The sequence below is a fragment of the Blautia sp. An249 genome (genome assembly GCF_002159835.1).
Taxonomy (GTDB): Bacteria; Bacillota; Clostridia; order Lachnospirales; family Lachnospiraceae; genus Blautia_A; species Blautia_A avistercoris.
On record NZ_NFJL01000022.1, the window covers coordinates 1 to 21,009 of the forward strand.

Annotated in this window: 25 protein-coding genes; all 25 read right to left on the reverse strand. The window is 42.7% G+C overall.

All coding sequences use genetic code 11. The annotated features are described in order from the left end of the window. Positions 1-209: 209 nt before the first annotated feature. The 25 genes from B5F53_RS16215 to argF all read right to left on the reverse strand — a co-directional run bounded on the left by B5F53_RS16215 (position 210) and on the right by argF (position 21,005). Positions 210-1,070 (reverse strand): tyrosine-type recombinase/integrase, encoded by an 861-nt coding sequence (locus B5F53_RS16215; RefSeq protein WP_087225556.1) that lies wholly within the window; start codon positions 1,068-1,070, stop codon positions 210-212. A 181-nt stretch (positions 1,071-1,251) separates the two neighbouring features. Continuing rightward, positions 1,252-1,650 carry a hypothetical protein gene (locus tag B5F53_RS16220; protein WP_242970354.1) on the reverse strand — a complete coding sequence of 133 codons (399 nt, stop codon included), beginning with the start codon at positions 1,648-1,650 and terminating at the stop codon, positions 1,252-1,254. Next, the gene (locus B5F53_RS16225; protein ID WP_242970355.1) at positions 1,643-2,443 is read right to left on the reverse strand and encodes a MarR family transcriptional regulator; all 801 of its coding nucleotides are present in this window, start codon (positions 2,441-2,443) and stop codon (positions 1,643-1,645) included. The genes B5F53_RS16220 and B5F53_RS16225 overlap by 8 nt, the downstream gene beginning before the upstream one ends. A 314-nt stretch (positions 2,444-2,757) precedes the next feature. Next, entirely contained in the window at positions 2,758-3,861 is a 1,104-nt protein-coding gene (locus B5F53_RS16230; RefSeq protein WP_330396228.1) for a PDDEXK nuclease domain-containing protein, read from the reverse strand. A gap of 96 nt (positions 3,862-3,957) precedes the next feature. Further along, positions 3,958-5,889 carry a lysine--tRNA ligase gene (gene lysS, locus B5F53_RS16235; RefSeq protein WP_087225562.1) on the reverse strand — a complete coding sequence of 644 codons (1,932 nt, stop codon included), beginning with the start codon at positions 5,887-5,889 and terminating at the stop codon, positions 3,958-3,960. Between the two features lie 26 nt (positions 5,890-5,915). Beyond that, entirely contained in the window at positions 5,916-6,398 is a 483-nt protein-coding gene (greA, locus tag B5F53_RS16240; protein WP_087225565.1) for a transcription elongation factor GreA, read from the reverse strand. Positions 6,399-6,491: 93 nt separating this feature from the next. Next, entirely contained in the window at positions 6,492-7,556 is a 1,065-nt protein-coding gene (locus B5F53_RS16245) for an acyltransferase family protein (RefSeq protein WP_087225568.1), read from the reverse strand. 100 nt (positions 7,557-7,656) lie between these two features. Continuing rightward, positions 7,657-8,349 (reverse strand): 50S ribosomal protein L1, encoded by a 693-nt coding sequence (gene rplA, locus B5F53_RS16250; protein WP_087225571.1) that lies wholly within the window; start codon positions 8,347-8,349, stop codon positions 7,657-7,659. A gap of 52 nt (positions 8,350-8,401) precedes the next feature. Continuing rightward, entirely contained in the window at positions 8,402-8,827 is a 426-nt protein-coding gene (gene rplK / locus B5F53_RS16255; protein WP_087225574.1) for a 50S ribosomal protein L11, read from the reverse strand. A gap of 53 nt (positions 8,828-8,880) precedes the next feature. Then, entirely contained in the window at positions 8,881-9,396 is a 516-nt protein-coding gene (gene nusG / locus B5F53_RS16260) for a transcription termination/antitermination protein NusG (protein WP_087225577.1), read from the reverse strand. Between the two features lie 17 nt (positions 9,397-9,413). Then, entirely contained in the window at positions 9,414-9,623 is a 210-nt protein-coding gene (secE, locus tag B5F53_RS16265; protein ID WP_087225580.1) for a preprotein translocase subunit SecE, read from the reverse strand. Positions 9,624-9,645: 22 nt separating this feature from the next. Beyond that, the gene (rpmG, locus tag B5F53_RS16270; protein WP_140398263.1) at positions 9,646-9,795 is read right to left on the reverse strand and encodes a 50S ribosomal protein L33; all 150 of its coding nucleotides are present in this window, start codon (positions 9,793-9,795) and stop codon (positions 9,646-9,648) included. 199 nt (positions 9,796-9,994) lie between these two features. Continuing rightward, positions 9,995-10,279, reverse strand: coding sequence for a DUF4160 domain-containing protein (locus B5F53_RS16275; protein ID WP_087225583.1), 285 nt, complete (start codon positions 10,277-10,279; stop codon positions 9,995-9,997). A 2-nt stretch (positions 10,280-10,281) separates the two neighbouring features. Further along, positions 10,282-10,503: a DUF7723 family protein gene (locus B5F53_RS16280; RefSeq protein ID WP_087225586.1), complete on the reverse strand. Its 222-nt coding sequence runs from the start codon at positions 10,501-10,503 to the stop codon at positions 10,282-10,284. Continuing rightward, positions 10,496-10,765 carry a DUF7724 family protein gene (locus tag B5F53_RS16285; protein WP_087225589.1) on the reverse strand — a complete coding sequence of 90 codons (270 nt, stop codon included), beginning with the start codon at positions 10,763-10,765 and terminating at the stop codon, positions 10,496-10,498. The genes B5F53_RS16280 and B5F53_RS16285 overlap by 8 nt, the downstream gene beginning before the upstream one ends. An 86-nt stretch (positions 10,766-10,851) precedes the next feature. Beyond that, on the reverse strand, positions 10,852-12,543 hold the full coding sequence (locus B5F53_RS16290) for an InlB B-repeat-containing protein (protein WP_087225592.1): 1,692 nt from the start codon (positions 12,541-12,543) through the stop codon (positions 10,852-10,854). Positions 12,544-12,568: 25 nt separating this feature from the next. After that, entirely contained in the window at positions 12,569-14,536 is a 1,968-nt protein-coding gene (locus B5F53_RS16295; protein WP_087225595.1) for a LicD family protein, read from the reverse strand. A gap of 36 nt (positions 14,537-14,572) precedes the next feature. Continuing rightward, positions 14,573-15,643 (reverse strand): NAD-dependent epimerase/dehydratase family protein, encoded by a 1,071-nt coding sequence (locus B5F53_RS16300; protein ID WP_087225598.1) that lies wholly within the window; start codon positions 15,641-15,643, stop codon positions 14,573-14,575. Then, positions 15,628-16,326, reverse strand: a complete 699-nt coding sequence (locus tag B5F53_RS16305; RefSeq protein WP_087225601.1) for an IspD/TarI family cytidylyltransferase — start codon at positions 16,324-16,326, stop codon at positions 15,628-15,630. Before B5F53_RS16305 ends, B5F53_RS16300 begins: the two co-directional genes overlap by 16 nt. 30 nt (positions 16,327-16,356) lie before the next feature. Further along, positions 16,357-17,088 carry an ABC transporter ATP-binding protein gene (locus B5F53_RS16310; protein ID WP_087225604.1) on the reverse strand — a complete coding sequence of 244 codons (732 nt, stop codon included), beginning with the start codon at positions 17,086-17,088 and terminating at the stop codon, positions 16,357-16,359. A gap of 1 nt (position 17,089) precedes the next feature. Next, positions 17,090-17,875 (reverse strand): ABC transporter permease, encoded by a 786-nt coding sequence (locus tag B5F53_RS16315; RefSeq protein WP_087225607.1) that lies wholly within the window; start codon positions 17,873-17,875, stop codon positions 17,090-17,092. Positions 17,876-17,944: 69 nt separating this feature from the next. Beyond that, entirely contained in the window at positions 17,945-18,898 is a 954-nt protein-coding gene (gene dusB / locus B5F53_RS16320) for a tRNA dihydrouridine synthase DusB (protein ID WP_087225610.1), read from the reverse strand. Continuing rightward, the gene (locus tag B5F53_RS16325; RefSeq protein ID WP_087225614.1) at positions 18,895-19,230 is read right to left on the reverse strand and encodes a DUF6145 family protein; all 336 of its coding nucleotides are present in this window, start codon (positions 19,228-19,230) and stop codon (positions 18,895-18,897) included. The genes dusB and B5F53_RS16325 overlap by 4 nt, the downstream gene beginning before the upstream one ends. A 9-nt stretch (positions 19,231-19,239) precedes the next feature. Next, the gene (locus tag B5F53_RS16330; protein WP_087225617.1) at positions 19,240-20,013 is read right to left on the reverse strand and encodes a biotin--[acetyl-CoA-carboxylase] ligase; all 774 of its coding nucleotides are present in this window, start codon (positions 20,011-20,013) and stop codon (positions 19,240-19,242) included. After that, positions 20,004-21,005 (reverse strand): ornithine carbamoyltransferase, encoded by a 1,002-nt coding sequence (gene argF, locus B5F53_RS16335; RefSeq protein WP_087225620.1) that lies wholly within the window; start codon positions 21,003-21,005, stop codon positions 20,004-20,006. The genes B5F53_RS16330 and argF overlap by 10 nt, the downstream gene beginning before the upstream one ends. Positions 21,006-21,009: the final 4 nt, after the last annotated feature.

Sequence of the window (21,009 nt, forward strand, 5' to 3'; positions counted from 1 at the left end):
ACATAATATCAGTTATGTATTCAATAAAATCCGGGAAATTCTATTTATTTTTGAAATGAGAGACATTTTGAATCAAAATTGGCCTAAAAAACTCCAAAATGTAAAGAACGGCATATTGACATCCTTTATTAGAAGGGTGTAACATAATAGTTACATGAGATATTCAAGAAAAAGTGTGTTTTTCATCAATATTTACAACATAACTGATATTATGTATTCATTTTCACACAATTCATCAAATCTAATTGTTTCTGATAAATTTTACCCGTATTTGAAGTATAGATTCTTGTTACATTTAGACTTCCATGTCCCAGAAGATCGCTCAGCCCGGCTATGTCCTTTGTCACTTCATAATAATTTCTGGCAAAAAGATGGCGCAGATTATGAGGGAAAATCTTGCTTCCTTCGATTCCTGTTTTTTCCTTCAGGGCTTTCATTTCCCTCCAGATGTTGCTTCGGCTTTTGGGGTGTCCATTTCTTGTAATAAAGATAGGACCGCTTTGGATTCCCTGTTCCCGGGCAAACTGTAATAATTTCTCCTGTAATACTCCCGGCATGAAAATTCTTCTATACTTTCCCTTATTTGTAATTGGAATATACTTTTTACTCACATTTTCCACTGTAAAAAATCCAAGCTCACTAATCCGTATCCCCGTAGAGGCGATGGTTTCCATACATAAAGCCAGTTGTTCTTTTCCATTCTCCTCTGCCGCCTTTAAAAGTCTCCGGTACTCGTCCTGTGTCAGCTCTTTTTCGTCCTGCAGGAACAGATTTGTCTGCATTTTAATCCTTTTCACCTTTAAAGAACCCAGATCCAGAAAATCCAGAAACTGGTTCAGGGCCGCAATCATAGAATTGGCGCTGTTAATGGAATACTCCTTTTGCAGCCATTCCTTATATGCCATAATCCTTTGCTTATCTACCGTCCTGTCTTCTCCCAGATAGCGAAAGAAGGTATGAATATCTGTCACATATTTTTGAATCGTTGCGCCTGCGTTCTCTCTTTCATAGAGATAACGTTTGAAATCTTCTATCCGGGTTACTTTGATTACTGCTTCCTTTTTCTGCATGTCTGTCCTTCCTCCTAACCATTTGCTCAAATAAACAGGGAACGTTTGCACGCTCCCTGTTCTTAGTTACTTTCTATATTTATATTATAACATATCCGCACTTATTATTCGTCAAATCTTATTCGATCCGAAAAGCCGCAGCTATTTCAACAAAATCAACTTCCCGTGATTACCTTTTATATTATTTCGCCAGGCCATAGCACTGATACAGAATAGTAAGGATTCTCTTTTTATCCGCACCCCTTACGCCGATGGACTTTAAGTCTATATCCTCGTTCTCCATTTCCGACAAAAATTTTCTCATATCTCCCGCTATTTCCGCACATAGGCCTTGCCTTGTCTCAGGTAGAATCAACTGCGCAAGCCGAAATACATCATTTTTATGCTTTTTGATATTTTTGCTGTCCACCTGCTGGCCACTTGCTTTACGCTCCTTTAAATCCAGCCACGCTTTTGCCTTAAATGGTATCAGGCAAGTCGGATTCAGTACCGGAACACCTTCAACTATTATCTGTCCGTTCTTCAACAACTCATAGTACGCTTCATTTAACAAAATCGCAGACAAAATTCCCTTAACCATTCTCTTGTAATTCTCCTTCCACCAGTTCTTCTACCGCTTCCTCAATTCTTTCATCAGGGTTATCTTGGAAAGACAATGCTAGAGAAAGATTATCAACGATACTGTCCTTAGAAAATATCTTCGGGTCATATGCCCAAAGTTCAAGCCTGACCTGCTTTGCCGGGTCAACCAGCTCATCACTCAACAGTTTTTTATCAAAATTTCTATCACTCACTGCATATGTGATAACTTTTCCTGGATTTAACATGGTTTTCTCAGCAAGCGCAGTTTCTCCCGCATATACCATATCGGAAGTAACCTGCGATTTGTCCATATATCCTGCCTTACGAACCGGCGTTGATAGATACTGCTTTGCTTTTTGGAATAACTCTGCCCTTCTATATTTTGACTTGATGACTTTATTTACACCTTCTTTTGCCACGAAGAACAAATCAGTGTTTTCTAACTGCCGCACAGCTCTTGTCATTGTCATTGCAGTAAACGGGAGCATTTTGGATGCTTCGGAAATATACAGCCTTTTTTTCCTGCTGTACAAATAAAACAAAAACAACTGCTGCGTAGAAAAAACAAATTTCTCTGCTTTCTTTTCTGGTTCTTTCTCACCTGTCAGCATTGTCCCGATAAAAGGAAGAAAAACCTGCTTCTCTGTGATGAACGGGATAAGGTTCTCTATCAGACTTCTTTTCCGATAAGCGGATACAGTTCTAAGTTCAAGGACGACAGGAACGTTATCCACTTCCTGAATTTTCGCTATCTGCTTTTTTAACGCAGGAAGCGTAACCAGTTCTTCCACTGGTTTTACAATAAGGCAACGCTTCTCGGCAATATAGGCAATACAGAAGTCGTAACTTCCTGCAATATACAGCGGCAGAGAATCTTGCTTATCCCATGTCTCATATCTTATGGGAATGCCAAATACACTTTCACGCATATTTTACCACTTTCCTTTTAACTTAATTTATTCCATTTTAACTTTTACAATGTTAAAAATCAAGTTTTTAAGTTAAATTATATTCACGTACCTTTGCACAGAAAAACCGCCGTACAGGTTTTCCTATACGACGGCAGCTTTCATTTGCCAAATAACCGGACAAATCGAGAAAAAGGCTATTGGTTTTGTTCATTTATATTTTTCTTTTCCTGCTGTAAATAAAAGATTGCTTTTTGTGTTTCGATTTCTGCCCTCAGTTCTTCTTCTGTCGGCAGGTATAATTTATACTTTGAAGCAAACAACTGCTCATTCCCGTTTAGCACGGAATATCTTGCAATATCCTCATCGGTATCTGAGCAAAGGACGATACCTATAGTTGGATTATCACCTTCACTGCGTTTGAGCTCATCATACATACGGATATACATATCCATCTGCCCCACATCCTGATGTGTAATCTTTTCTGTTTTCAAATCAATCAGCACAAAGCATTTGAGGATATAGTTATAAAACACAAGGTCGATATAATAATCCTGCTTTTCCGTTTGTATATGCTGTTGCCTTGCCACAAAGGCATATCCCTTTCCAAGTTCCATCAAAAATTTCTGCAAATTAGAAAGGATACTTTTCTCAAGGTCGCTTTCCGTAAAATCGGTATTTGAGGACAATCCCAAAAACTCTGTGATAATAGGATTTTTAATAAACTCCAGCTTATCATTCTGATATTGGGATGTTACATCCTGCATTTCACGCTCTACCAGTTCTTTCTTTTGCGTCTGAAGCATACGGTAATAATACTGAGACGAAACATTTCTCTGTAATGTACGGACACTCCAAGTCTGCTCAAATGCTTCTTTCTCATACCAGGCACGGGCCTGACTGTCCTTAACTTGCAGCAATACGGCATAATGCGACCATGACAGCAATCGTGCTGATTTTCCAGACGCTGTCTGGAAAATCTCAGGATATATCTTAAAAAAAGAATAGAAATTATACAAGTTTGATTTTGTGAAGCCTTTCCCGTATTCAGCAGTAAGTTCTTTTGCTAATCTTTTGATTATTTCAGCGCCATACTCAGCTCTGTTCTCGCCTTGTAATTCTTCCTCCGCAATGCGGTAACCAATCAGCCAGTTCCTTTGCACAAGCGCTGTGTTGACTGCCTGATGCGCTGCTTTCTGGGAGGACTCAATAATAGAACACATATCCTTAAGTATGTCATTGGTTTTCTCAAAATTATCCATAAGGCTATTATTTCCGCTGTTTACCAACTTATTCTCCACTTGAACCACTTCCTTATTCGCTTTCCGCATTCAACCTATTTCTTCACAAAAAGGACACCTCTCTAAAATTTCTTTTAGAGAAATGTCCCTATAGTTTTAATATAACTTCGCACCAGCCGGAATCCTGTCATCTACCATCAGAAGATTTAATCCTTCCCGTCCGTCTTCCTCATGGACTGCTGAAATCAGCATACCGCAGGAATCAATTCCCATCATCTTTCTGGGCGGCAGGTTTACGATAGCGATACAGGTCTTTCCAACCAGTTCTTCCGGCTCATAATACTCATGAATTCCGCTTAAGATCACCCGGTCTGTATCGGTTCCGTCATCCAGAACGAATTTCAGAAGTTTTTTACTCTTCGGAACTGCCTCACATGCTTTTACCTTCACTGCACGAAAATCTGACTTACTGAAGGTATCAAAATCAACCATCTCCTCAAAGAGCGGCTCAACTTTTACCTTGGAAAAGTCCACCTTCACAGTCGGTTCTGCGTCTTTTGCAGAAGCGGTAAATGTTGCCTTTGCCCCGCTCTTATCCCCGTCAATGCTCTTCATTGTGGGGAACAGCAGCACGTCACGGATTGCCGCAGAGTTGGTAAATAGCATACACATCCGGTCAATACCGTATCCGATACCGCCGGTTGGAGGCATACCGATTTCCAGAGCATTCAGGAAATCTTCGTCAGTATGGTTTGCTTCTTCATCACCCTGGGCGAACTGCTCTTCCTGGGCTTTGAAACGTTCTCTCTGATCAATGGGGTCGTTTAACTCGGAGTAGGCATTTGCCATCTCCCAGCCGTTCATAAAGAACTCAAAACGTTCCACATAATCGGGATTGTCCGGTTTTCTCTTGGTAAGAGGTGAGATTTCCACCGGATGATCCATAACAAAGGTAGGCTGAACCATATGTTCTTCTGCAAACTCCTCAAAGAACAGATTCAGAATGTCGCCTTTCTTATGACGCTCTTCAAATTCCACATGATGTTCTCTGGCTGCAGCGCGGGCTTCTTCCAGAGTATGAATTTCATTAAAGTCTACGCCGGAGTACTTCTTAACGGCATCTACCATGGTAATCCGCTCAAAGGGTTTGCCCAGATCCATCTCAATTCCATTATATTCAAATTTCGTGGTTCCTAAAACTTCCTGAGCCACGTAACGATACAGATTTTCCGTTAAGTCCATCATCCCGTTGTAATCCGTATAGGCCTGATACAGTTCCATCAGGGTAAATTCCGGATTGTGTCTGGTATCCAGACCTTCATTACGGAATACACGGCCAATCTCATAGACCTTTTCCATACCGCCTACGATCAGACGTTTCAGATAAAGTTCCAGAGAAATGCGCAGTTTCAAATCTTCGTTTAACGCGTTGAAATGTGTTTCAAAGGGACGGGCAGCCGCTCCGCCGGCATTGGATACCAGCATAGGAGTTTCCACTTCCATGAATCCCTGGCCATCCAGGAATCTGCGGATGCTGCTGATAATTTTAGAACGTTTAATAAACGTATCCTTTACTTCCGGATTCATAATCAAATCCACATATCTCTGACGGTAGCGAAGATCCGTATTGGTCAGTCCGTGATACTTCTCCGGAAGAATCTGAAGGCTCTTGGAAAGAAGAGTCACTTCTTCCGCATGAATAGAGATTTCTCCCATTTTCGTACGGAAAACTTCTCCTCTAATTCCCACAATATCGCCTATATCCAGTTTCTTAAAGTCTTTATAGGCTTCTTCTCCCAGGCAGTCCCTGGCCACATAAGACTGGATCTGTCCCTGTAAATCCTGAACATGACAAAAGGAAGCCTTTCCCATAACACGTTTGGACATCACTCTTCCTGCAACCGTTACGGTTTTCCCTTCCAGATCCTGGAATTTCTCTTTAATTTCCTCACTGTGGTGAGATACCTCATATTTCATAATTTCAAAGGGATTCCTGCCGTTTGCCTGCAGTTCTGCAAGTTTTTCACGGCGAACCTTTAAAAGCTGATTTACATCCTGCTGCTTCGGCTGCTGATTCTGCTGTGCCAATGCGATTGCCTCCTTACGTTATATTTTTATACGTTTCTCTGAATTTTCAGTACTTTGTATTCCATAATGCCGGACGGCATTTCCACTTTTACAATATCTCCCTTTTCTGCGCCGATCAGGGCTTTTCCCACCGGAGATTCATTGGAAATCTTGCCTTCCAGACTGTTTGCTTCTGTAGAACCTACAATTTTAAACTCAATATCCTCATCGTATTCAAAGTCGTGAACTTTCACTTTACATCCCACATTGATTTTCTTTAAATCCACTTCGTCTTCTACAACGACTTCTGCATTTTTCAGGATTTTTTCGATTTCTTCAATACGGGCTTCAATGTCTCTTTGCTCATCTTTAGCTGCATCGTACTCTGCATTCTCAGATAAGTCTCCCTGTTCTCTGGCCTCTTTAATCTTTTCGGCCACTTCTTTTCTCTTAACAACCTTCAAATCATGAAGTTCTTCTTCCAGTTTTTTCAAACCCGCGTATGTCAGTAAGTTTTTCTTTTCTTCCATTATACCTTACTCCCTTCACATCCTATTACAAGAAGGCATATTCCTTCACAATGCCCTGTATTATATCGAATATAACAGAAATTGTCAATATTCTTATTGCTCCGTTTCCTTTTTATACAGCCACGGATATTCCCCTTTCATCAGGCGGTTCAGGGGCTTCGCCAGAAAGTCCGGAGACAATACAAATACCAGAAGAACGGCCAGTACAATCAGTCCCCATTTTGTCACATAGCTCTGTATTACAGGAAAAGCGCCTGTGTTAATTAAGATGTCTACTAATAATATGTGTATCAGGTAGATCGTAACACAGTTTGTTCCCACTCTGGTGAAAAAGGCTTTTCCTCTGGGAACAGCCAGCAAAATGACCCAGACCAGAAGCGTTCCTATAATATAAAAGCCCGCTCTGTGTAAAAGTCCTTCCGGGTTTGTTAAATTCATTGCGTCATAAGACCGTTTCGATGTCAGCACCTGCCCCCGGATTCCATCCTGCAGATAAACAACTGCAATTAAGGCAAGGACTGCCACAGCCCGGCAGACATTCTGCAGCCACATCTTCTGTGATAGTCTTTCCAGAACCTTCGTTTTATTTGCATAATATCCCATCATATAAAAAGGAGCAAATACAAAAATTCTGGATAAAGACATAAACTCTCCTACACTTCGATCAATTCCCATGATCAGACCCAGGGCATATAAGCCCGCAAATAAAATCCAGGGCTTTATCAGATCCATCAGAGGCAAAAGCAAAAGGTAAAAGAAGATGGCTACTAAATACCATAGTCCAAACTTAGGATAGAACAAAGAAATTTTACAGTCTGTTCCTAAAAATACCCGCTCTACAAAAATGAAGAGCACCTGGCTGATGCAATAGAGCATCAGGATTCCCATACATTTCTTTGCATTTCTCTGAGGTTTTGCAAAATATCCGCTCAGAAAAAGAAAGGCCGGCATGTGGAAAAAATATACATATTTCCATAATCCGGTAAATACTCCGGTTGTCTGCGTAAAATGAGTAATTACAACCAGAGTAATCATCAGGAAACGGGCATTGTCAATGTAGCAGTTTCTTCGTCCTTCCATCTGTATGGAACTGTCGTAAATCTTCGTACGGGCCAGGAAACCCATCAAACCGTTCACTGGTTTCTTTTCCTCATTCATATTTTTTCTATTCCCTCTTCAAAATAATAGAAAAAGGACATCTCAGTCACATAGTAAATTATGGGAATGGGATGTCCTCTGGTTTTACGATAAAATATATTTATGCTAATTTTAACGGATTAATTTTAACACCAGGTCCCATTGTCGGAGCGATGGTCACACTCTTTAAATACTGACCTTTCAGCGTACTTGGTTTTGCCTTTAAAATAGCATCCATCAGCGTCTGGAAGTTGTCCGCTAACTGCTCCTCTGTGAAAGAAGCTTTTCCGATTGGCACGTGAATAATGTTTGTTTTGTCAAGACGGTACTCAATTTTACCGGCTTTGATTTCATTAACCGCTTTTGTTACATCCATGGTAACGGTTCCGGCTTTCGGGTTCGGCATTAAACCTTTCGGTCCCAGTACACGTCCCAGACGTCCTACAACGCCCATCATGTCCGGTGTAGCAACAACTACGTCGAAATCTAACCATCCTTCGTTCTGGATCTTCGGAATCAGCTCTTCTGCACCGACGAATTCAGCACCTGCTGCCTTTGCTTCTTCTGCCTTAGCGTCTTTTGCAAATACAAGAACGCGAACCTGTTTTCCGGTTCCGTGAGGCAGTACAACAGCGCCACGGATCTGCTGATCTGCATGACGTCCGTCGCATCCTGTACGGATATGAGCTTCGATTGTCTCATCGAATTTAGCAACTGCTGTTTTCTTTACTAAGCTGATTGCATCAGCGGTTTCATATAATGTTGTACGGTCTACTGCTTTCGCAGCTTCCACGTATTTCTTTCCTCGTTTCATATTCTATAACCTCCTGTGGTAATTGCGGGAATATCCCTCCCACTTCTATTTATTAATCTTCTACTGTGATACCCATGCTTCTTGCTGTACCAGCAATCATGCTCATTGCTGCTTCCAGAGTAGCTGCATTTAAGTCTTTCATCTTTAATTCAGCGATTTCCTGGATCTGAGCTTTTGTCACCTTCGCAACCTTTGTCTTATTCGGAACGCCTGAACCGGATTTGATGTTGCAGGCCTTCTTAAGCAGAACTGCTGCCGGCGGGGTCTTGGTTATGAAGCTGAAACTTCTGTCAGCATAAACAGTGATTACTACAGGGATAATCAGATCTCCCTGATCGGCTGTTCTTGCGTTGAATTCCTTTGTAAACTGTACGATGTTTACACCATGCTGTCCAAGAGCAGGACCAACTGGCGGAGCTGGTGTTGCCTTTCCAGCAGGAATCTGTAATTTAATATATCCTTCTACTTTCTTTGCCATTTTCGGCACCTCCTATGTGGTATTGGCGGGGGTATATCCCTCCCACGATTGTCTTACATTTTCTTGATTTCAGCGAAACTTATTTCTACCGGCGTCTCGCGGCCGAATAACTCAACGTTAATCGTTGCAGTCTGTTTCTGAACGTTGATGCTCTGTACAATTCCGGCAGTGTCTTTCCAGGCGCCTCCTGTTACAATAACAGAATCTCCCTCTTCCAGATCCACCTGTACACTTTCTTTCTGAATCCCCAGAGGAAGCATCTCTTCTTCTGTAAGGGGAACCGGTTTGGATCCCGGTCCGACAAATCCGGTAACGCCTCTGGTATTTCTTACCACGTACCAGGTATCGTCATTCATTACCATGTTAAGCAGCACATATCCTGGGAACAGTTTCTTCTGGACAACCTTCTGTGTACCGTTTTTCATTTCCACAACATCCTGCATGGGAACCCGTACTTCCAGTATCTGATCCTCCAGATGCCTGTTCTCAATGGTTTTTTCAATGTTGGCCTTTACCTTGTTCTCATACCCGGAATAGGTATGCACAACATACCATTTTGCCTCTGACATACAATCACCTTTCGTCCTTATTTCAATAAGAGATTCAGAGCTGCCAGAATTCCGCTGTCAAACAGGCTGATGAGCAGGCTCATGATTACAGTTATCACAACAACTGCAACTGTCTGTTTCACTAAGGTGTTCCGGTCTGTCCAGATAATCTTTTTATACTCTGCCTGAAGCCCCTGAAACCAACTCTTTTTCTGGCCTTTGCCAGCAGCTTTCTCGTTTCCTTGCATAGCTTAACCTCACACTCTGTGATTACTTCGTTTCTTTGTGCATTGTATGTGTCTTGCAGAACTTACAATATTTCTTGGTTTCCATTCTTTCCGAATGGTTCTTTTTGTCCTTGGTCATATTGTAGTTACGCTGTTTACACTCTGTACATGCCAATGTGATTCTTGTGCGCACAACTTCCACCTCCACTGTTATTCATTTGCACAGTCTAATTGCCCTCCTTCAGTCTCACGCAAACTGTTTTCAGGCATAAAAAAAAGACCTACTTCCATGTCGCCTGCATATTGTATCATACAAACTACATGGAGTCAAGTCTTTTCAAAGCAATTACGCCTCTTTCATCAAAGAACCTTATCTTTGCTTTTTATCTGTTTTAGTTTGGTGAACCGTAAAATCCATGCTCACTATACTCTGACCATCGTTTATACATTTCTTTATAATTGTTCTTAATAAATGCCTGTATCTTTGCGATTTCTCTCTCATTAAGACGTCCCTTATTCTGAAGGATGGTATCTCCATTATCTTTTACAAAGAATTTGCCGGAGCCCGCTTCTGTTAATTTCTTATCGCTGGCATGAACATGCATACATTCAACCGTACAAAACGAGGTAAAGTACAGATAATAGCCGGCAACTTTAAATTCGTAATATTTGGGCATTATCAATCCTCCATAAACTTCTTATTATTTCTGAAATAATCTTTTACAATTTGAATTTCAATATCATCCATTGTTGTTTCCAGAACTTCACCTTCTGTAGATAATACTGCTGCACAGGTAGGTCTATTCAGATTTAACACCTTGTATCCATTTACACATTTAGTAAATGCATATCCGTTTACTATCAAATCAGCCTCATCTGCAACTTTAATAATATCAAGCATTTTCAATTCTTACCTCCTTAATTGGTTTTAAAAATTCTTCTGGCAAAATATACAAATTTTCTAATATAGGAACCAAATCAATATATTCTTCTTCACTTTCACTATTATGTCTATACTTTGCCATAACCACAAGATATCCATCATCCCATTCTTTTACTGCAGTGTACTTTTCTAACGAATAGGGAGCCTTAAATCTAATTACATAGTCCATATAGCGAAACACGGTAAAACCATTTTGGTTACTTAGAATTGCATAGTCCATAATCTCACATCCTTCATTCTAAAAAAGCAGAAGACTTCTCCGGATTTTTGTAAAACAAATCTCTGATACCGTCTTCTGCTTATCTTCTATTCCTCCTGCCGCTCCCGCTTCCTTGCGATTTTCTTCTTATTCCGGGTTCTCTGGATGCTGACCAGAATCATCAGCCACATCACAGCCCATGCATATCCCAGAATAATCGCCGGCAGATATTTCCACTGATAAACCACCTTTATAGAATGGCCCTTCTGAATATTTTCAAAGGTATACTTATTACCGTTGGTTCCGATGTTCAAATCGTCCACTTCTTTGCCGTCAATGTAAATATGGGCAATTTCATAATCTTCCCGTTTCGGTCGGTATGCTACCGTATAGTAAGTGTCACGGTAGACCTCATTATCCGTATCCGTAATAGTACCGTTTACCACCTCGGTAGATACCGTAAAGTGTGGAATCTTCTTAAAGCTTACAGAAATGGAATGTTCTTCCTGGACGTCGGCAAAGGTATAACTTTCCTCATGGCCTTTTGTACTTACCAGCTCTCCGTCAATGGTCAGCGTATCAATTTCATAATGCTGATCCGGCCAGTAAGAAATCGTCAGATCCTTATCCCTTCGTACCTCCGAAGATGGATGGATGGTACCGTTTTCCACACTGGTAGTAATCATAAACTTGGGAATCTCTGTAAAAACTGCCTTCAGCGTATGATCTTCCTGGATATTATCAAAGGTATAACCGCTTGGATATACTTTTATATCCTTTTCTTCCCCATCCACAAGCAGGCTGTTCAGTTCGTAGTCCGTATCCGGCTTATAGGAAACCGTAAAGGAAGATCCCTGATCCAGTTTCTTCTGAGAACTGGTTACCGTTCCATTCTCCACATCTGTGGTTACCTTAAAGGCCGGTTCCACGTTCGTAATATAAAAAGCTATCCGCGACGGATCCATCAGGGCATTGGCCACGATAATCTGTCCCGGCCCCAGTTCGCTGATAGACTCCGGTTCCACATACGATTCATCCACTGGAATATATAAATCATAGGTACCCAGCAGCCTCTGTTCCGACAGAGAATATACCTGAAGTATGGGATCCGACGTCTTCACCGGAAGAATTATAATATAGTCTCCGGAAACACAGAGATCCTGAAAAGTGGAACCATCCTCGTCAGTCGCTTCGAAAATGGTATCTGTCAGGTTCAATTCCGAATCCGCCGTAGCAAAAAAGTATCGGGATCCTTTTCCCAGCAAAAGCACATACTGATTTAAATCTGCCGAATATCCAATGGCAGAAATTCTCATATTGGATACTTTCACTTTCCTTTTTAGCTGCAGGGTGTGTGGGTCAACCAGGTAAACAACGCCCCGGTTCTCTTCATGCAGCGGCGTTGCGCCCACAATGGCAATCTCGTCGGTGACCGGATTGTACGTCATTCCATTCCCGTGTTCGTAATCCGTCTCTGTTACATATTTTGCCACACTGTATTGTTCTACCGGATTGCCGTTCTCATCGTAAGGATTCCGGTAAAAAGCAACTAAAGTGTCCGGATCATCGGTTTCAGATGATGCGTTCTCAAGACAAACGATATAATCTTCGGTGGCGCACATCGACTGCAGCCAGCCGTCCCCTCCTTTTAACGTTGTCTCCGCAACATAATTCCACTCTGCATCTCGAAATACCGTTGCCTCTTTGATGGCCGCCACCGCCTCCACGGGAGACGACAGCACAATAACAAAAAGCAAAATCCCTGTAATTACCCTTGTGAGTGTCTTATATCCCTTCATAATAAATAATACTTAACCCTCTTACTTATGCCTCAAACAGTTCGCCTCGTAAATCTGCCTGATGGAATCCCTTTCCCACACTGTCTTTTGTCAGATATTCTCCCAGGTCAATCCGGATCACATCGTGAACGGAAGTTCTCTGAGATACAGGAAGCAATTCCATATAATGATCTCCGTACCAGTGACGCAGGTAATCGTCGTAATGAACCGGTATCGGATATTTCTTACCTTCAAATTCCCCCTCTGTCAGATCATGAAACCACTCGTCCGGGAAAGCCCCCACTTTCCGCAGATTAAAGCCCATGGCGTCAATTCTGTACTTACTGTTTTTCCTCTTTTCATAAAGTTTCAGCAGTCCCATATAACGTTTATGGAACCAGTCAAACGGTATCCGCTTCATAATCGGCAGTACCATCTTGGATTTATAGTAATGAATATTCTTTCTGGCGTATCCCGCCCAACGCAGGCCGATAATCCTGCGCCATGCATTAATCAGATATAAATGCAGGTTCTGCATTCTGGGAGAATTAGACGTCTTGTAATACACAAAAACATCCATATAAACCCCGTTATACATCTGATACTGATTGGAATACTTGGTGGAAAAATACGTATTCTTAATACGGATCTTGTCATGAATGTAATGACTGGTTTTCTCCGTACTCCAGTTCTGGTAGCCGAATTCCGTACTTAAATGATCCGGGCATACTTTCAGGAACTTTTCATAATCCTCCGGCAGCATGGCAATATCCAAATCATCATCCCAGGGGATAAATCCTTTATGCCGGATAGCTCCCAGCATGGAGCCGCCCGCCAGAAAATACTTAATATTATGTTCCTTACAGATCTTATCCACATCATTTAGAATATCCAGTTCGATTTCCCGGATTCGGTTGATTCTTCCATAATAGACATTAAAAGGATTCGTCTCCACATAACCTTCCACTCCCTGATAAGAGAGAAGCGTCATCTTTAATGCCTTTTCCATGGAAGTGATAAGCGAGCCGTTCAGCTTCTTAGAATAATACAGCAGAAGGCTCTTCTTCGCATTTAATACATGGTAACTGGCCGGTTTCTTCTTTCCTTCTTCAATGGACAGCTGTGCTTCCTGTTCCACATTGGAATAAATCAGATTGGCCGCCTGGTACTCGGTAAGGGTATTGCTGCTTACATGATAAATATTTCCCACTCTTCCCAGGTGTCCGATTAAAATAAGCGCAGTGACTGCATCGGGAATATAGGCGGCTGAATAATAGGAATTGATTTTATCCGGTCTCAGTACCACTTTATGGTGATCCACAGCATCTTTAATATAAGAATATACAAACAGATCGTCGTCTTCCCAGAACCCGGGTCCGAATACATTGGTAAGACGTACTGCTTTTACCTGACGTCCCTTCTGAAGGTATTCCCTGAGAATATCTTCCAGATAAAGCACGTATTTTTCCAGGCTGTTCTGGGGCTTCGCCGCATAGACCACTTCATATTCTCTTTCTGCCACTGCATTGCAGGTATCCGGCAGTTTCTCCAGGGTAGGAATACAGTCTGCAAGAACGAACTGGTTTCCTTCCTTCTCTGCGAAGAAATCCAGACATTCTATCATATGTTTCGTCTTTTTATCCCGTTCCTCTTTCTCCAGATATTTGGGATCTCTCAGGTTCGCAAAATAGTAGTACAGGACCGGATCCGTTCCTTTCTCCTGTTTTTTGTATTCTTCCATAGAATCCCATACGGTGACAGCGCCTACCGTCTTCTGGAGCTCCTGGCAAAAAGCGGTGTCTGCCTCAGCGTTTTCCCTTACAATCTCAATCTCCACCTCCGGAAATTTCCGGTATAAATGCCGCAGACTGCCTGCCAGATACGGCACAATTCCATGTTCCTGGCAGATAAGAACGTATTTTTTATAAGGCTGTTCGAACGGGGAGGGAGAAAGGTTTAATTTCTCTATTCTGGTAACGGGTACAATCAATGTATCATATACAAATTCATTCATGTCCTCTCGTTTTCCTTTCCTCTTCAATCTTTCGTATTACTTTTCAGAAAGGCTCTCTACCACTCTGGCAAGTCCTTCTTTCAGAGAGATTTCTGCTTTCCACCCCAAAGTCTCCAGTTTTTCCGGATTTAACACCGCATCCTGAATCAAAGAAAACCGTTTTGCTTCCGTCTCTGTAGGTAAATCAAAAAGAACTTTCGCTCCCTTCTCAGGAAACAGTTCTACTAAGGTCTGCGCCATACCGCAGATTGTGGTAATGCTGTCAGGGGAAGCCACATTATAAGCTTCCTGGTCCGCGCCCTTTGCCAGTACCGTCAGCAGGCCGGAAACAGCGTCTGCAATATACGTATAAGACCGAAGCTGTTCTCCCTTGCTTTTCATTACAATGTCTCTGCCTGCCGCTACGTCCCTGGTAAACTGCGCCACTACTTTAGAATCGTTGGGCTTCATTCCCGGCCCGTAGATGTAGCTGAGTCTTCCAATCACCACCGGCACCTGATACTGCTCGCTGTAAGAAATACACAGAGTCTCACAGGCCTTTTTACTGATGGGATAGCAGGAACGCACCTTCGTGGAATCGATGATACCGAAATCATGCTCTCCGATTCTGGGAACATTATAAGTGGTTCCGTATACTTCAATGGTTGACACATATAAAAATTTCTTAATCTTCTTTTCCCTGCCAAGCTCCAGGAGATGATTGGTTCCCAGGAAATTGGTTTTCATGGTTCCCACCGGATCCGTTCCATACTCCTTAGGCGCTGCATTGCTGGCGCAGTGAATCACATAATCCACCGGCCCCTCATAACGAACCGGCTGACACACATCCTGAACCAGAAATTCCATCATGCCCTTTTCCACATATGGCGCAAACATCTCTCTGGCCCTCTGTTCATTTCTCACAATTGCAATAATCTTGGTCTTTCCATTTCTTTTTAAAGAAGACTGCAAAAGCGTATGAACAAGAAAGGATCCCACAAATCCCGTGGCTCCCGTAATCATCAGTGTCTGGTTATCAAAGGCGGCCAGATCTGCGTTTCCTTTACAAATACGTTCCACATCTTCCTGAATTACCGGATTTAACATTCTCTCTACCTTTCTGTACACGTTAAGTACGCTTCCATTAATTTTATATCTTCTTTTGTAGTAATTTTAAAGTTTGTCCCTTCTCCGGGAACCAGATACACCTTTTCCCCCAGGGCAATTAAAAGAGTACAGGTAGCAACCGTATTCTCAATTCCTCTCTTCTTTGCCTCTTCATGAGCCCAGATAAACTTGGACAGATACAGACTCTGCGGGGTCTGGGTTCTCTGAATGGTATCTCGGTTCACTTCCTCTTCGGAAGATTCCGCATCGTCAGATTTTAACAGCGCCTCTGTACAGGGCACGCAGGTAATCGCATTTCCTTTCTGAATTACCCCTGCAATATTTGCATTAATAATATCATCGCTGACAAGAGGTCTTACTGCATCATGAATCACAATGATATCGTCCATGGAGCAGTTTTTCCGCAGAAGTTCCATGCCGTTTCGCAGGGACTCCATACCTGTGCTTCCGCCCAGGGTCATCCATTTCAGCTTGGTAATATGATACTTTCTGGCATATTTCCATACCATGTCTTCCCACCCCCGCAGGCAGACCACAGCAATGGCGTCAATGGATTCATTTTTCTGAAATGCCTCCAGTGTATAGACCAGAATCGGTTTCCCCTTTACGGCAACAAACTGTTTCGGAGTAGTCATATTCATACGTGCTCCCACGCCTCCGGCAATAATTAACCCAATATTCATTTTTGCTCCTTTCCCACATACCTGTGTATCTTATTTCATAAATTCCAGATATTCATCCAGAACTTCCTTCGGTTCTCCAATCTTCTTAATCTCCCCCTCATGCATCCACATGACCGTATCGCATAAAGACGACAGCGTATCTATACTGTGGGACACAATAACCACTGTACGCTTCTCATCCGAAATCAGATCCTTCATTTTCTTAAAGCTCTTCTTCTTAAACTTCGCGTCGCCCACACTTAATACTTCGTCAATCAGCATAATATCCGTTTCCAGAATGGCGGTAATGGAAAACGCCAGTTTGGAGTGCATACCGCTGGAATACGTCCTTACAGGCATATCAATGAATTTCCCCAGTTCTGCAAACTGAATAATTTCCTCTTCCTTCTCTTTGATTTCCTTTTCGGAAAATCCCAGAAGCATTCCGGAAAGGAGAATATTCTCTCTTCCTGTCATTTCCTTCTGAAATCCCACACCGATGGAAAGAAGTGAAATACTGTGTCCATGCAAATCAATGGTTCCGGAATCCGGAGAGAAAATCCCTGCCAGAGAATTCAGCATGGTAGACTTTCCGCTTCCGTTCTTACCGATAATTCCTAAAATCTCACCTTCTCTTACATAAAAAGAGACACCCTTAACAGCCACGAAATTTTCCGCTTTTTTCCTCCGAAAATGCAGAAGGCTCTGTTTGATAGACATTTTTTTCAGATTTTTATAACTGATTACCAAATCTTTTACTTCTATCGCATGATTACTTTCCATATCAGATCACCTTTACATAACTATTTTCATATCGATACACGATCCGGACTCCGATAACGGCCAGAATCAGTCCGATTACAAACCATATCAAAAGTATCGCTAAGTCCGGCGCCTGTCCGTATAACACACACTTTCTCATGGAAGAAAGACAAAAAGCCACTGGATTGCACCGAATGACAATCTCATTAAAGGGCTCCGGCAGCCTTTTATACACGTCGTAAAAAATACCGGTTATATAAAATACCAGACGCAGGGCAATATTGGTTACATTCCATAAGTCCTCGATAAATACGCCGAAATGAAGCAGAATCGTACCAAACCCGAAGATCAGCAGCATGTAGGTCAGCATCAGCGGAATGGCAAACAGCACATTCCAGGTCAGCGGTACCTGAAAGAAAATCATCATTCCCACAATAATAGCAATGGATATAAGCATCTTAAATCCATTGATCATCATTTTTACAACAATCAGAATATACTTGGGCAGATATACCTTTGATACAATGGGCTTGTTGTTTTTAACCAGTTTCACACTCTGCAGCATCGTCTTATTGAAGAAATCCCACATGGTAATACCAATAAAAATAAATAATGGGAAATACTGCTCACTGGCATCGAAGACAGTTCCAAAGATGAAGGTATAGATCAGCATAAAACAAAGGGGGTCTAATACCCACCACAGCCAGTTCAGATAAGAATTTGCCACTTCCGACTTTAACTGTGCCCTGGAAGAATAGATGGCATACTTAAAGTACTTTTGCATGTCAAAGCAGAATCTCTTGAACATTGTTTTCTCCCAACTTTCTCTACAAAATATCAATTTATTATACACTATTACCTCTGCAATAGCAATATTTCAAAGTAATTGTTCCAGTTCCCCGTAAGTTTCCACCTGGTTTACATCCCTTCTTAAACGGGCGGAATGGGGCATTCCCGCCGTATACCAGGCCACATGTTTGCGCATTTCCCGAATCCCTGTATACTCGCCTTTTAACTCTGTCTGCATCTTTGCATGGCGCAGAATCATAGCCTTTATCTCTTCCCACTCTGGTCTGGGAAGGAGCTGTCCTGTTTCAAAATAGTGATTCAGTTCCCGGAAAATCCAGGGATTCCCCCTGGCTGCACGGCCAATCATCACGCCGTCGCATCCGGTCTGTTCCAGCATCGCTTTGGCTTTTAGGGGGCTGTCCACATCCCCGTTTCCTATCACAGGAATGGAAACCGCCTCTTTAATTTTCCGGATAGGTTCCCAGTCTGCGCTCCCGGAATAATACTGTTCTCTGGTTCTTCCGTGGACAGCGATTGCCGCAGCCCCGGAATCCTCTGCGATTTTCGCCAGTTCCACCATATCAATAGGATACCCCTCAAAACCGATTCTCATTTTCACTGTCAGCGGTTTCTGAATACTTTTTGAAACTTTTGTGATAATCTCCCGGATTTTCTCTTTATCTTTTAAAAGAGCCGATCCCTCTTTGTTGTTTACTACCTTGGGCACCGGGCATCCCATATTAATATCCAGAATGTCAAAGGGCCGATCCTCAATCTGCCTGGCCATATCTGCCATCAAATCCGCGTCAGAACCAAATAACTGCAGAGCCACCGGCCTTTCAAAAGACTCCGTCTCCATCAGCTCATCCGTATTTTTATTTTTAAAATAAATGGCCTTTGCACTTACCATCTCCGTATAAACCAGGCCCGCTCCCTGTTCCTTGCATAAATGTCGAAATGGCAGGTCGCTTACTCCTGCCATCGGTCCCAGAACCCAGGGATTCTCAATTTCCACCTTACCTATCTTCCAGCTTCGGATCATTTTTCACCATCCTCACCCAGAAAGAAAACCCGGTAAAACATCTCCAGAGACTCCAGAAGTTCTCTCTTTTCTGTCTGTAACTTTTTTATTTTTAAAGCGCTTCCGATTTCGTCAAACATAGCGTCCGCCTCCAGGGCTTCTGTTTTAAACTCCAGATTTCCCTCCTGGTCAAACTCCAGAGTTAAAATTCCGCCAATCTCTTCAGTAAACAACACACAGAGAATCTGCAGTTCCTGCTTTACCTGATCCGGAAGAGCTGAAAAGTCCTGATTAAAATAATATTTCTGCTGGTAAGCGCTGGCGCCGCACAGCACAACCTTATCCTGATACATAACTTCCTCCTAGATATATCCGTAAAGTCCCCGCACCGAGACTTCCCCGGCGGATACCGCCGTCAGACTTCCATCCTCTTTCTCTACCATCAGTTCTCCCTCCTGGTTAATGCCCCTGGCAATCCCTTCCCAGTTCCCCGCATCTTCCAGAATTCTCACCTTTTTCTGCCGGTTAATCAGAAGGCCACTGTACGCATCCCTAAGCAGAGAAAGATCCTCCGTCTCCGAAAATTTCTCATAATTTTCAGAAAACGTATATAAAATTTTCTTTAAAAGTTCCATCCGATCCCAGTCTTTCCCGGTTTCCAGCTTCAGGGACGTGGCTACCGAAGATACTTCCGGGGGAAATTCCTCCACATTTACATTTAATCCGGTTCCGATGATCACATAGTCAATGGCTTCCGGCGTTTTCACAGACATTTCTGTGAGGATTCCGCAGAGCTTTTTTTTGTTTATCACCACATCATTGGGCCATTTAATCCATGCCTTCACGCCTTCTTCTCTCAGGGTCTGAGCCACGCTTAATCCCATTACCAGGGTAAGCTTGGGGGCATGAACAGGCGCAAAGGACGGCCTCAAAAGGATACTCATAGCGATAGCCGTACCCGGCAGAGTTTCCCACTGGTTCCCCCGCCGTCCTCTTCCGGCAGTCTGCCTCTCAGCCATCGCCACAGCCCCATGGGGGGCTCCCTCTCTGGCCAGCCGTTTCAGCCAGAGATTGGTGGAATCTGTCTCTTCTTCATAATAGAACTCACATCCGGCCCACCCGGAACTTAACTGCATTTTGATTTCCTCAAAGTGGCTGCCATAACCGCCTTAATGGTATGCATCCGGTTCTCGGCTTCATCAAACACTTTCGACTGGGGAGATTCAAATACTTCATCAGTAACCTCCATATCGGTAATCTGGAATCTCTCTCCCATTTCTTTTCCGATTTTGGTTTTCAGATCATGGAAGGCAGGCAGACAGTGAAGGAAAATCGCTTTCTCTCCTGCATTCTCCATAATGGTCTTTGTCACTTTATAAGGGCTTAATTCCCGGATTCTCTCTTCCCATACTTCATCCGGCTCGCCCATGGATACCCATACGTCTGTATAAATTACATCTGCATCTTGGGTTCCGGCCATTGCGTCTTCTGTAAGAGTTATGGTTGCTCCGGACTCTCTGGCATATTCCCGGCAGGCATTTACCAGTTCCTCATTGGGGAAATATTTCTTCGTGGTACATGCAGTAAAATGCATTCCCAGTTTCGCACAGGCAACCATCAGAGAATTTCCCATATTAAAGCGGGCGTCGCCCATGTAAACCAGTTTAATTCCTTCCAGTTTTCCGAAATGTTCCCGGATAGTGAGCATATCTGCCAGCATCTGGGTGGGGTGATACTCATTGGTCAGGCCGTTCCATACAGGAACGTCCGCATATTTGGCCAGTTCTTCTACTATGTCCTGTCCAAAGCCTCTGTACTCAATTCCATCATACATTCTTCCCAGCACTCTTGCAGTATCCGGAATACTCTCTTTCTTTCCAATCTGGGAACCGCTGGGATCCAGATAGGTGGTTCCCATTCCCAGATCATGAGCTGCCACTTCAAATGCGCAGCGTGTTCTGGTACTGGTTTTTTCAAAAATTAACGCCACATTTTTCCCTTTGTATTCATCCACCGGAATTCCTGCTTTTTTCTTTTCTTTATAGTCCGCAGCCAAATCCAGCAGATATAAGATTTCTTCTTTTGTAAAATCACGCAGGGTTAAAAAGTCTCTTCCTTCTAAATTCATAATA